Source organism: Gemmatimonadaceae bacterium (genome assembly GCA_016720905.1).
Lineage (GTDB): Bacteria > Gemmatimonadota > Gemmatimonadetes > Gemmatimonadales > Gemmatimonadaceae > Gemmatimonas.
In genome coordinates this window covers 87,020-99,596 of record JADKJT010000016.1, presented here as the reverse complement: position 1 = coordinate 99,596, position 12,577 = coordinate 87,020, and the positions used below count along the sequence as shown (strand labels likewise).

Below are 12,577 nucleotides of genomic sequence, written 5' to 3'. Positions count from 1 at the left end.
GCCTTCACGTGCGGCATACTCCATCGTCACATCGTGCAGCGCTGACCCCGTACTCGGAGTTAGTTTCCCACCCATGGGTGACACGCTCGGCCAACTGACATCGGCGCTCGCCGACCGCTACCGCGTGATCCGCGAGATCGGCGCGGGTGGCATGGCGACCGTGTACCTGGCCGAAGACCTGCGACACGGTCGCGAGGTCGCCATCAAAGTGCTCCGCGCCGAAGTCGCTGGCGCACTCGGCGCCGACCGTTTCCTGCGCGAGATCGCCGTCACGGCCCGCCTCGACCATCCCGGCATACTGCCGCTGCTCGACTCCGGCAATGCTGATGGCATCCTCTACTACGTGATGCCGTTCGTGCGTGGCGAGTCACTGCGCGAACGGTTATCGCGCGAACGGCAACTGCCAGTCGACGATGCGCTCGACATCACGCGCGCCGTGGGCGACGCGCTCACCTACGCGCATGCGCTGGGTGTCGTACACCGCGACATCAAGCCCGACAACATCCTGCTCTCGGGTAACCAGGCGCGGGTAGCCGACTTCGGCATCGCGCGCGCGTTGTCCGAAGTGCGCGGCAGCACGCTGACCGGCACGGGAATTGTCGTGGGCTCGCCGGCGTATATGAGCCCGGAACAGGCCGCCGGTGAGCGCGAACTCGACGGGCGCAGCGATGTGTACGCGCTGGGGTGTGTCCTCTACGAGATGCTGGCCGGACAGCCCCCGTTCTCGGGACCCACGCAAGAAAGTCTCATGCGCCAGCACCTGGTCACTCCGCCGCCAGAAGTGACTCAGCTGCGACCGCTCGCGCCGCCTCACGTCGCGGTCGCACTGGCGCGGGCGATGGCCAAGGCGCCGGCCGATCGTTTCCAGACGCCCGCGCAGTTCATCGCCGCGCTGCGCGCACCGACGACAGGCGATAGGTCGTCGCCCACGCTCGCGACGGCAACGCGGGGCACACGCCGCCGCATGGTGTGGTTCGTCGGCGCTGCGGTGATTGTCGTGGCGGGCGTCGGCATCTGGTTCAGCCTGCGATCATCAACGTCAGGCAAGGCAGCCGAGCGGCCGCTCATCGCCGTTTTGCCCTTCCGCAATATCGGCTCGGCCGAAGACGAGTTCTTCGCCGACGGCCTCACCGAGGAGATTACCTCGCGCCTCACCACGATCTCCTCGATCGGCACGATCTCGCGCACCACGTCACTGAGCTATAAGGGATCGACCAAACCGCTGCGCGAGATCGCGAAGGAACTGGGCGTGACGTACGTGCTCGAGGGAACCGTGCGCACCGAGCGGCTGGCCGATGGCACCGGACAAGTCCGTGTCACGCCGGAGTTGGTGCGCGCCGACGCCGACACCCCGCTCTGGACCGATCGCATGACCGCCGGCTTGGCGCCGGGCGAGCTCTTCAAGGTGCAGGCGCAGATAGCCGAGCAGGTGGCCAGTGCGCTCAACCTGACGCTGCTCGCGGGCGAGCGGCAGGCGATTCAGCGCGTGGAAACCGTCGATCCGGAGGCCCACAACGCGTACCTGCAGGGACGGTTCAGCTTGGCCAAGTCCTCGGAACAGGGAATACGCGAGGCGGTCGCATTCTTCACACAGGCGGTCACGCGGGATTCAGCATACGCGCGCGCCTGGGCCGGCCTCGCCGACGCCTACGCCAGCATGCCGTACTTCCCACAGGCGAAAGTCTCCGACTCCGTGGCATTCACCAAGGCCGCCTCGGCGGCCCGTCGCGCCATCGCGCTCGACAGCACGCTCAGCGAGGCCCGTGTCTCGCTGGGCGCAGTGCTCTCCGATGGCAGCTGGCGATGGGCCGAAGCCGACCGCGAGTTCGGTGTTGCGCTGCGCCTGGATCCCGACAACGCGCAGGCGCGCACGCTGCGTAGCGCGCTGCTGTCGACCCTGCGCCGCTACGACGAGGCCATGGCCGAAGCCGAGCGTGCCGTGCAACTCGAGCCGGCGTCGGCCGGTGTGCGACACACCTATGCGACGGCGCTCACCTTCAGCGGGCGACTCGACGACGCGGCGGCCAGCGAGCGCATTGCCCTGACCCTCAGTCCCACGTATCTGTTCGCGCACATTTGGCTTGGCGAGATCGCCGGTATGAAGCGCGATTTTGCCACGATGGGCCGCGAGTTCCAGCTGGTGCCGCCATTGGCCGAGATCGGAAGGGCTCTCGTGACGATGAACGCGACACCGGCGTCGAAACGCCCTGTCATACAAGCCATCGGCGCGATCCGTTCATACAATCCCGGACTCGATGCAGCGCGTAAGGGATGGCTCTACGCCGCCATCGGCGAGGTCAATCGGGCGATGCCTGAGTTCGAAACCGCCATCCGTCTTCGATCGCCGGGTGGATTGTCCGCCCTGCAATTCCCGACGGTCCAGCGCGCCCTGGGTTCATTGCCGCGCTACCAGGCCCTGCTGCGCACCGCAGGCATCCCGCAGTAAGCGGGCAAACGATCGCGATCTCCTACGCCGCCCCGTCCCCGCGAATCATCTTGACGGCCTCGTGCACCGTGGTCATGAATTGCGCCGGGAAGATGATCGTGGAGTTCTTCTCGACGCTGATCTCGGCCATCGTCTGCAAAGTGCGCAGTTGCAGTGCCACCGGATGCGCCGCAATGATATCCGCCGCTTCACCCAGCTTCACCGCCGCCTGAAATTCGCCTTCGGCGGCCACGATTTTGGCGCGACGCTCGCGCTCTGCTTCGGCCTCCTTGGCCATGGCGCGCTGCATATTGTCAGGCAGCGTGATGTCCTTGATCTCGACCGCGGTGACCTGCGCACCCCACGGCTCCGTATGTCCATCAATGACATCCTTGATTTTCGCGTTGATATCCAGCGTCTGAGACAGCAACTGATCGAGGCTGAATTGGCCCACCACGTTGCGTACCGTGGTCTGACTGATCTGGTTGATGGCCGAGTTGATGTTCTCGATGGCGATGACCGACTTCTTGGGATCGACAATGTGGTAGTACGCGACTGCGGCAATGTCGATCGACACGTTGTCTTTCGTGATGATCTTCTGCGACGGAATGTTCATCGTGATCGTGCGCAGCGTCACCTTGGTCATCTGTTCCAGTATCGGAATCAGGATGATGAGGCCGGGTCCGCGTACGCCGGTGAACTTGCCAAGGAAGAAGATCACGCCCCGGTCATATTCCTTGACCACGCGGAGCGACAACGCGAGGAGGACAATGGCCAGCGCCAGGAGCGCCGACGGGATGAGCATGGATTCCGGCATGATGGTCACTGGCGAAGAAGGGGCCTGCGGTGCCGCGATCCGAGTATACGACTATTTGCTGCAACCGGCGAGTAGGACTCCCTGAACCGGCGGATCGCCCCGCTGTAGGGCTTTCTCCGAGCCGCGTGACCGGATTCACCCTAGCCCGACTCTGCTCCACCTCTCAGTTTTGATCGCAGCAGTTCAAGCACCTGTCTGGAGGCCGCGTTGTTGCATTGGCAACCGGCCCTGCCGCGTTTCATCCAACCCATATCTCAAATGCCTGAATCAGCACATGCCGCCGTCGAGCGGTTCATGAAGGACATCGTGGCCCGCAATCCGTACGAAACGGAGTTCCATCAGGCGGTACGCGAAGTCGCCGAGTCGGTCATGCCGCTGGTACTGAACGACCAGCGCTATCGTGACGAGAAGATTCTTGAGCGTATGGCCGAGCCTGATCGCCTGATTTCATTCCGGGTCGCCTGGGAAGACGAGCGCGGCGAAGTCCACGTGAATCGCGCCTGGCGCGTCCAGTTCAATGGCGCGATCGGTCCCTACAAGGGGGGCATGCGCTTTCACCCCAGCGTGACCCCCAGCGTCCTCAAGTTCCTGGGTTTCGAGCAGACGTTCAAGAATTCACTCACCGGGCTGCCGATGGGCGGCGGCAAGGGTGGTTCGAATTTCGATCCCAAGGGCAAGAGTGATCGCGAGGTCATGCGCTTCTGCCAGTCGCTCATGAACGAGCTCTCTCGCCACATCGGCGAGCGCACCGACGTGCCCGCCGGGGATATTGGTGTCGGCGCGCGAGAGATCGGCTACATGTTCGGGCAGTATCGTCGTCTCGAGAATCGGTTCACCGGGGTGTTTACCGGAAAGGCCAAGGCATTCGGCGGCAGCAACATCCGTCCCGAAGCAACCGGCTACGGCTTGGTGTTCTTTACCGAGGCCATGCTGGCCACCCGCGGCGATGGCGTGAAGGGCAAGACGGCCGTGGTCTCCGGCTCGGGCAACGTGGCGCTATACTGCATGGACAAGCTCATTCAGCTGGGCGCGAAGGTACTCACCGCGTCCGATTCCGGCGGGTTCATTCATGATCCGAACGGCATTGATGCCGAAAAGCTGGAGTGGCTCAAGGACCTCAAGGAAGTGCGTCGCGGCCGCATCGCGGAATACTGCGACAAGTACACCGGCGCGACGTACCACGCCGGCAAGACGCCCTGGCAGGTGAAATGCGACCTGGCGTTTCCCAATGCCACGCAGAATGAGCTGCTGGTGGATGACGCGAAGGCGCTGGTGGCCAACGGGGTGATCGCGGTGGCGGAAGGTGCGAACATGCCCAGCACGCCGGACGCGGTGCATGCGCTGCTGTCGAACAAGGTGCTGTTCGGCCCGGCCAAGGCGGCGAATGCCGGCGGCGTGGCGGTGTCAGGTCTCGAGCAGTCGCAGAACTCGATGCGCCTGGTGTGGAGCCGCGAGGAAGTGGAAGAGCGGCTCAAACACATCATGCTGGACATTCACGGCACGTGCGTGAAGCACGGCGACGATGGCAGTGGCTTCGTGAACTATGTGAACGGTGCCAACATCGGCGGGTTTGTGAAGGTCGCGGAGGCGATGCTGGCGTACGGGGTGATGTAAGCGCGACGCGAAGACACAAACAAACACCATTGAACCGCGAAGTTCGCCAAGTTCGCCAAGGATCCGTTCCGATCCCCTTGGCGAACTTCGCGAACTTCGCGGTTCAATCTTTTCAGGAAATGCACCCGACCTACCTGCGCGCCCGCCCTACTTGATCCGCCCGTACTTCCGCATCGCCGCCATCATCCGATCCAACGGCATCGCGTACACCCGCAAGTCATTCGCTCCAGTGGTCGTCTCGGCGGCCAGCAAGGCGTTCGTGATCGCCGCCTCGGTGGCCTGCGCCGTCGCCTGGAACAGCGGCGAAATCCGATCGTTGGTCACCATCTGCAGCGTGGTGACACTATCCGACGCCCATGTTTTCGGATTCGCCGTGGAGAACGCGACGAAAATATCGCCGGAGCCGTTCCCGCCGAATCCGCCCTGACGCCCAATGCCCAGGGACACGCGCGTGGCAATGCGCTTGAGCTGATGCGGCATGAGCGGCGCGTCGGTGGCCACTACCACGATGATCGATCCCTGCTCCGGCGCGTTGGCCGCGGCGCCGTCTCCACCGCTTGCACCGCAACGAGGGCGTGGTGAATTGGCTGGTAGCGGATCGCTGTTGGCAATGCACGCCTGCAAGTCGGGAATCTCCTCGCCCACCGGCACCCCGGCAATCCGCAAATCGCGCCGCGACCCGAAGTTGCATTGCACCAGTACGCCTACGGTGTAGCCGCCCTGCGCGGCAGGCAGTTTGCGTGACGCGGTGCCGATACCGCCCTTGAAGCCAAGGCATACCATGCCGGTGCCGCCACCCACCGCGCCCTCTTTGGGAAGCCCACCCGTCGCCGAGTTGAGCGCGTCAAGCGCGTGTTGCTCTTTCACGTGGAAGCCGTTGATGTCGTTCAGACCGCCATCGTACGTTTCGGCCACCACCGGCAACCACCACGGCTGCAACACGTTCTTCTGCGTCACTTCCCACTTGATGATCGCGTCACGCACCACGCCCACACTGTGCGTGTTGGTAATGCCAATGGGCCCCTCGAGGTAGCCGCTTTCCTGGATCCAGGTGGTTCCCGTCATCTCGCCGTTGCCATTGAGCGTGAACCACGATGCAAACACGGGATCGGGATTGGCCTTGCCGCGCGGATGCACAATGGTGACGCCGGTGCGCACCGGTCCCTGCCCCACTACCAGCTTCCCGCCGCCGGCGATGAGTGTGGCGTGGCCGACTTCGACGCCTTGCACATCGGTGATGGCGTCGAGCGGACCGGGTGTGCCGCCGATGGGGAGCTTGAGATCGTTTTCGCGGGGCTTGGATTGCGCGTCGAGCGACAGGGCGCACGTCGCGACGACAGCGAGTGCAACGGACGAGTAACGCATGGGAGCCTGGGAGAGGTGGACGCGCGCCGAATCGGGCGGGGGAAACTTGATGCGCCACCGTCAAAAAAACTACAGGGCGCCCGTATGGACGCCCTGTGAACCACAAGTTGCCGCGCCAATGCTTCGGCGCCCTGCTCTACTTCCCGTTACGGGTGTACGACACGCAGTCGCCCTGATTGGTGAATCCGCTCCCGTCGGCGCGAGCCAACGATTGCCAGCCGCCGTTCTTGCAATCGGCCGCCGAGGCCGCCAACGCAATCGTGTTGAATCGAACGGCTGGCGGATAGTCAAGCCAGCCGGTATCCCGCCGGAAAATGCTGAAGCCGGCCGCACCGCCGTCGGAGTACCATGCGGCCACGCCGGTATTCCAGAACGCCGCATCGGGTTCCACGTCCACGCCGACTGACGGGGGCACTGCTGCGCCGCCGACATTAGCGAAGCCAACGTTCAGCGACTCGTAGGGACCCGGCTGGCCGATGGGCTGATAACCCCAGGAATTCGTGTTGAACGCCACGCCAAAGATGAACTCATTGGGCAGTGTCAGGGCGAGCGTCCGCAAGTCGAATTCGATGGTAAACGCGAAGCCATTGTAGCACGAACCACCAGTGGCTCTCCAAGCTGTGCCACCGGGGCACGTCGGATCTGCGGCCGGTCGCCAGGGAATCAGGAAGCTCTGCGTGACGGTGCCGATAAGGGCACCCAGCGCCGGCGTCGGTCCAGACGTGTTGACGTTGTAGATGTTGAGCGTGATCGGGTGGGTGTATCCTGCCACATCCATCGTCGGGTAGTTGCTGTGCAGCGACCAGCTACTCATCAGCACGGTGGCACTCCGCGCACGTCGCGCCGTTCCGGCCAACGCCACGTAATCGCCAAGCTCCGCCGTCTGGCAGCACTGGTAGCCCTGACTGGGAACGTTTCCGGGCAGCGGACTGGGAATGTTGTTGTAGACCACGGTGCCGGCAGACGGCACAACCGCCTGCGACGCACGCGGCGTCAGCGCGCTCATGTCCGGAGCCGTTGGTTCAGGAGCACACGCCGCCGCAAAAGCGAGCGCGGCCATGGCGACCTTCATTGAAGCGTGCTTCATGCGTCGGCACCTCGAAATTGAAATTGGTTATTCGGAACCCTCCAACTGCATTGTCATCACTACTAACGTAAGACCGTCAAACGTGCGTCAATCGGCAATCAGGGAAACGCTGCGGCGCGTTCCAACAACCGCTCCAGCCCCGGTTCGTTCTGGTTACGCGGCTTGCCGGGGTGGATGATGGAGACCTGGCAGCTTTCCGCCGCTTCCACCAGCTGCGCGTATGTGCCCGCGGTGATGTCGGCAATGTAGGCCTGCTGATTCGCGTTGTACGCGAACATCTTCTTGTTGATGGTCGTGCACTCGTTGCAGGTCGAGCAGCGCGCCGTCTCGATGTAGGCCTCATCGGGGGATCGTTCTGTTTCGGCCGGCGCGGCCGCCGGCACCGGCGTCGCGATTGCGGCGGGCGCCTGACCCGTCGCTGACTCGGCGTGCTCTTCCGTATGCGTCTCGGCGTCCGCCCGCGCTCGATCCTCCCAGACCTTCCGCTCCCGGGACAGCAGGTTCTCGGCGTGCGAATTGTGAACGCCGCCCAATTCCTGCAGGCTGTGCCACATCTCGCGGCAGCGGCGCGCTTCGCGAATCAACCGTTCATCGGCAATCACTCTGTGCAGCGCGTTGCCCTCGTCGACCATCAGCAGGCTCGGCACCTGGTCCGGCACCCCCTTGCGCTCAAACGTGAGCGACTGGTCCACGGGGATCATGCTGCCATTCCACCGCGCGCGGGGCACACGGGCCAAGTGCTTGGCGTAGCGCGCATCGCTGGCGACAAAGTCGACGACCGTAAACGCCACATCCTCGGTGACGCGCTGATTGGCCTCGTCCTCGTAGGTAAACCCTTCGATCGGCCAGTCCAGGTCGACCTGCGTATTCGCGTCCAGCGAAAACCGCGAAGCCCAATTCGGTCCCGCCGACGGATCGTAGGTGAACGCCGGGAACGCGCGAGATTCCATCGCCGCGGCGGACATCAGGTAGGGCGAGATGCCGGAGGAGGTGCCGCGCGCGCCGCTGAACACGCTGAACAGCGCTGGGCCGTGGCTGCTGAGTCCTCGCACCAGACGATCGCGGAACCGATACAGATTGGAGCTGGACGATTGGAGCACGTAGGCTTCGTTGAGACCCATCGCCATGCTGGCAATCTGCCGGATGCGCATGCCCGTCGTGAGATTGCCTTCGCTGTTCGGGGACTCTTCAAGAATGTCATCGATTTGCAGCAACACCTTGATGGGCAACCCGGAGGCCAGAATCTCCATCAGCTGGACATGATCGGCCGGTTGCAGTCTGGCCGCGTTCACGCACACCAGATAGTCCGGGAACGGCTCCAATTCCTGCGGATCCAGACCGTTCGCGCCAAACTGCGCAAACAGGGCGTCGTGCGGCGCTTCACGGTACTGCGAATCGATTTCCAGTTCGGCGATGGCAATCGCGCGCGCAAGCTCGATCATCTTCGGCATGCGCGCACGGAACGCGGCCAGCGCGTCACCACAGCTGTCAAAGAGGAACCCATACACCGCCGATGCGTCGCTCGCCGACGCACGGTCACCCGTCGGGAAGAACTGTTGACGGTTCAGCACGTCCAGCAGTTCGCGAATGCGCGCTCGACGACTCTCGGGCAGCGCGTCCTTTGGCAAGGCCTTGCCCAGCAGCCGCGACATGGCCTCGAAGTCGAACGCACCGCCGAATCCTTCGCCCAATGAGGCTTGCAGATGCGACGCACTCCGCCCTTCCTCCGATCGCTCGTAATCGGCGCGCAGGATGTCCGACAGCTTGAGCTTCAGGCGATCGGTGGTCTGACGAAACACACTCGCCTTCTGTGCCTGCACGGCGCGCCACGCGTGCTGCAATAGTCGCGACGGCAGCGCGGCGTCACAGTCGACGACCTCGCCGTCGTCAACAATTGCGGCGCGGGCCCGGCGGATACTATCGGAAACGGTCGCATCTGTTTCGGTCGCTACATGTTGCGTGGCCCGATCCCACAGCGTCGAAAGCGAGCCCGTCGCCCCGTCCGCGATCAGCGTGCGAATGGTCTGCTCCACCCGGAGCACGTGCTTGCGAATGCGCTCGCCGTCACTGCCCTGCGCGACCAACGCCAGCGCACGGTCCACCACACCGGAGAGCGACAGTGCATACACGCCGTCGGCCCGCGCCGGCATCAGCACCAGCGGGAAGTCGTAGCGGAGCTGCGTCAGTTCCCGGTATCCGGCAAAGAGCGCCGGCTTGAGACCAAGTCCATCGACCGCGTCCAGATACTTGACCGGCCGTGAGCCCGTCAAAAAGAACGCCACCTGCGCCTGAGTGTCCGCTTCCATGTCGGTATCCGCCTGGTGGAGGACTAAGTACTTAGTACCAAGTACCAAGTACCAAGTACTAAGTACTAAGTACTAAGTACTAAGTACTAAGTACTAAGTACTAGGTACTAGGTACTACGTATTTGGCCACACGGTGTACTTGTCGAACTCCGCATCCAAGCCAACCCGTGTCAGCTCCGGCGTGCGCATCTTGTCCGAGCGACGGAGATCTTCGTAGCACGGAACCTCGTCGTTGCGATACACCACGCCCACCGGAATACACTCTGCGTTGGAGGCCACTTCGCGCGCTCGATCGATATTGCCGGGATCGTGCTCCAGTTGATTCGTGTAGATGCGCGAGAGGCCGGCACTGTACTGCAGGCCGTCCGCGTGCTTGAGCAACTGCACGCGGTTCGGGTCCTGCATCCACGGGTTGAGCGAGTTGGGTAACCACTCGGGGCAGCGCTGCACAATGCGTACGAACGACAATCCCTTGTGCCGATAGGCCGCCTGCACCACATCGTACAGCATCTCGGGAATCCAATCCACCGCCTGGGCCACGAACGAGACGTTCTGCACGCCGAGCGTCACCGTGAGCGGATTCAGCGCTTCCAGATAGCTGCCGCGCGGTGTCGTGTTGCTCTTGGTGCCAATGGGCGAGGTGGGCGATGCCTGCTTCTTGGTCAGCCCATAAATCTGGTTGTCGTGCAGAAACACGGTCAGGTTCATGTTGTAGCGGATCGCATGAATCCAGTGCGCCGCGCCAATGCTGCAGCAATCACCGTCACCCGTGTTCACGAACACGGTGAGATCGGGGCGGGCCATCTTCACGCCTTCGGCCACCGGCAGGGCGCGCCCGTGAATGCCATGGAAGCCGTAGGTGTTCATGTAGTGCGGGAAACGGCTGGAGCAGCCGATACCCGAGACGAACACGGTCTTCTCGGGCCGCAACCCTTCGTCGCGACAAAGGCGCTGCACTGCGGCCAGAATGGCGTTGTCGCCACAGCCGGTGCACCAGCGCGGCACCCCGCTCTGATAGTCCTCGAGCTTGAGGTGTTCGTCATACGTTTGCAGCAGGCAGTGCGTGGCGGAGGTCGTGGTCATGACGGGTTACCTGACGTCGCTGGGTTGCTGCAGTTTGTTCATCATCACGCGGCGAATGGTGCTGGGCTTGATGGGCTGGCCGCGGACCTCGCTCCAGCAATCGACATCCACGAGGAATCGCGAACGCAGCAGGATCGCGACCGACGAATAGCGCCGGTTCGATTCGTCGATGATCAGGTCGCCGGGGCGGTCGCTCCAGTTGCTCTCGATAGTCATCACCTGCCCGAATCTCTGCATGATTTCCTTGATACCGGGAGCCAGGGGTTGCAGGAACTGGAGATGCATCGAGGATACCTTGTGTCCTTCGGCCCGCATCGAGGTGACGGCTTCCTCGATGGCGCCCTTGGTGCTGCCCCACCCCACCACCAGCAGATCACCGGTCTTGTCGCCGAACACCGGCGGCGGCGTGAGCGTCTTCTGCAACGCCGCCAGTTTCAGGCTGCGGAAGCGCAGTGTCTGTTCGTTGATGTCCGCGTCGTAGGCCACATGGCTGTCACGGTCATGGGCAAGACCCGTGAGCGTGTGCATGCCGCCGGGCTGTCCGGGTATGAAACGACGGGCCAGGCCCGTGGTATCGTCCCAATCGTACGGTTTGGCGCCTTCCGGCACCGCGCTCTGGTCGACTGGCGGCGCCACCCACGCCGGGTTGAACGTGGGGCGCTTGAACGGCTGCTGTGATGTGGCCAGGGAGGCATCGGACAGCACCACCACCACCATGTTGAACGTTTCGGCAATCTTGCGCGCCGTGATGATCGAGTAGAAGCACTCCTCAATGGTGCCCGGCGCCATCACCACCTTCGGCGCATCGCCGTGGCTGCCGAAGATGGCCGTCATCAGGTCACCCTGCTCCATCTTGGTAGGCTGCCCGGTGCTCGGGCCACCGCGCTGCACGTTCACGACCACCAGCGGAATCTCCGCCATCACCGCCAACCCGATCGCTTCCTGCTTGAGGGAGAATCCGGGGCCCGAGGTGATGGTCACGGTGCACTTGCTGGCATACGACGCGCCAATGGCAAACGCGCACGCGGCGATTTCATCTTCCGCCTGATGCACCATGCCACCCACGTTCTCGAACACCTCGGAGAGATAGTGCGAGGCCGACGTGGCCGGCGTGATGGGATACATGGCGCAGATTTCCATGCCGGATGCCAGCACGCCAAGCGCCAGTGCGGTGTTGCCGTTCACCACAATCTGCGGGTCGGTTGAACGCACGGCCGGAATGCGATAGCAGAAATCGAGGTGCTCGGCCGCCCACAGGCGACCCGCGTCAAGCAGCTTGATGTTCTGGTCGACGACACTCCGGTCCTTCTTGCCGAACGTGCTCACGATCTGGTCCACCGCCAGCTTCATGTCCAGACTGTACAAGTGACAGAGCATCCCCAGCGCGAACATATTCTTGCCCTTCTTCGCATCGGCCATCAACGCGCGACATTCCTGCTCCATCGGGATTTCGCGGACATCATATCCCGCGGCCACCAGACGGTCGTGCGTCTCCACATACGACGCCACCACGTTGGCGTCGGAGTGGGTGCGCCACATGCTTTCCAGCAGAATGATGCAGCCGGGTTTAAGCGCCTTGGCCCGTACGCGCCCCAGCAGCACCTGTTCGTTGAAGGCCACCACGAGATCGGTCTCATCACCGCCGTTGGTGATGTAGCCCGCCCCGATGCGGATGCGATTGCCGCTCGCGCCAGCGACACTGCGCGCGGGAGGTCGAATCTCGGCCGGAATGATCTCGGTGGTCCAGATGCCGTTGCCCATCTGCGCGGCGATGGTCCCCATCGACTGCCCGCACTTCTGCGCGCCTTCGCCGGAATCACTGATGATTTCGACGATGTGCTCCGTGAGCGTGGTGACTTCAATCATGGTGGTCCCGATGC

The 12,577-nt window shown here is 63.3% G+C and carries 8 protein-coding genes; 2 read left to right on the top strand and 6 right to left on the bottom strand.

Going from position 1 to position 12,577, the window contains the following annotated elements; translation table 11 throughout:
- Positions 1-73 precede the first annotated feature (73 nt).
- Positions 74-2,446, top strand: a complete 2,373-nt coding sequence (locus IPP90_13770; protein ID MBL0171763.1) for a protein kinase — start codon at positions 74-76, stop codon at positions 2,444-2,446.
- Positions 2,447-2,468: 22 nt separating this feature from the next.
- Here the strand turns inward: IPP90_13770 and IPP90_13765 are convergent, their stop codons facing one another.
- A complete protein-coding gene (locus tag IPP90_13765; GenBank protein MBL0171762.1) occupies positions 2,469-3,230 on the bottom strand; it encodes an SPFH domain-containing protein in 762 nt (253 codons plus the stop codon).
- A 270-nt stretch (positions 3,231-3,500) separates the two neighbouring features.
- On the opposite strand from IPP90_13765, the gene gdhA reads away from it, so the two are divergent.
- Complete coding sequence (gdhA, locus tag IPP90_13760; GenBank protein ID MBL0171761.1) at positions 3,501-4,856, top strand: NADP-specific glutamate dehydrogenase; 1,356 nt, start codon at positions 3,501-3,503, stop codon at positions 4,854-4,856.
- Between the two features lie 147 nt (positions 4,857-5,003).
- On the opposite strand, the gene IPP90_13755 is transcribed toward gdhA, so the two are convergent.
- From IPP90_13755 to IPP90_13735, 5 genes are all read right to left on the bottom strand, one after another.
- Positions 5,004-6,221, bottom strand: a complete 1,218-nt coding sequence (locus IPP90_13755) for a P1 family peptidase (GenBank protein ID MBL0171760.1) — start codon at positions 6,219-6,221, stop codon at positions 5,004-5,006.
- 136 nt (positions 6,222-6,357) lie between these two features.
- Positions 6,358-7,308 carry a hypothetical protein gene (locus IPP90_13750; protein ID MBL0171759.1) on the bottom strand — a complete coding sequence of 317 codons (951 nt, stop codon included), beginning with the start codon at positions 7,306-7,308 and terminating at the stop codon, positions 6,358-6,360.
- A 98-nt stretch (positions 7,309-7,406) separates the two neighbouring features.
- On the bottom strand, positions 7,407-9,614 hold the full coding sequence (locus tag IPP90_13745) for a hypothetical protein (GenBank protein ID MBL0171758.1): 2,208 nt from the start codon (positions 9,612-9,614) through the stop codon (positions 7,407-7,409).
- Positions 9,615-9,728: 114 nt separating this feature from the next.
- Positions 9,729-10,697 carry a 2-oxoglutarate oxidoreductase gene (locus IPP90_13740; protein MBL0171757.1) on the bottom strand — a complete coding sequence of 323 codons (969 nt, stop codon included), beginning with the start codon at positions 10,695-10,697 and terminating at the stop codon, positions 9,729-9,731.
- 6 nt (positions 10,698-10,703) lie between these two features.
- Entirely contained in the window at positions 10,704-12,563 is a 1,860-nt protein-coding gene (locus tag IPP90_13735; protein ID MBL0171756.1) for a 2-oxoacid:acceptor oxidoreductase subunit alpha, read from the bottom strand.
- Between the last annotated feature and the right edge of the window lie 14 nt (positions 12,564-12,577).

Excerpts from the sequence above, each read along its gene's own strand:
- IPP90_13765 (MBL0171762.1), bottom strand. The coding sequence starts at position 3,230 with ATGCTCATCCCGTCGGCGCTCCTGGCGCTGGCCATTGTCCTCCTCGCG.
- IPP90_13745 (MBL0171758.1), bottom strand. The coding sequence starts at position 9,614 with ATGGAAGCGGACACTCAGGCGCAGGTGGCGTTCTTTTTGACGGGCTCA.
- IPP90_13755 (MBL0171760.1), bottom strand. The coding sequence starts at position 6,221 with ATGCGTTACTCGTCCGTTGCACTCGCTGTCGTCGCGACGTGCGCCCTG.
- IPP90_13735 (MBL0171756.1), bottom strand. The coding sequence starts at position 12,563 with ATGATTGAAGTCACCACGCTCACGGAGCACATCGTCGAAATCATCAGT.
- IPP90_13770 (MBL0171763.1), top strand. The coding sequence starts at position 74 with ATGGGTGACACGCTCGGCCAACTGACATCGGCGCTCGCCGACCGCTAC.
- IPP90_13740 (MBL0171757.1), bottom strand. The coding sequence starts at position 10,697 with ATGACCACGACCTCCGCCACGCACTGCCTGCTGCAAACGTATGACGAA.
- IPP90_13750 (MBL0171759.1), bottom strand. The coding sequence starts at position 7,308 with ATGAAGCACGCTTCAATGAAGGTCGCCATGGCCGCGCTCGCTTTTGCG.
- gdhA (MBL0171761.1), top strand. The coding sequence starts at position 3,501 with ATGCCTGAATCAGCACATGCCGCCGTCGAGCGGTTCATGAAGGACATC.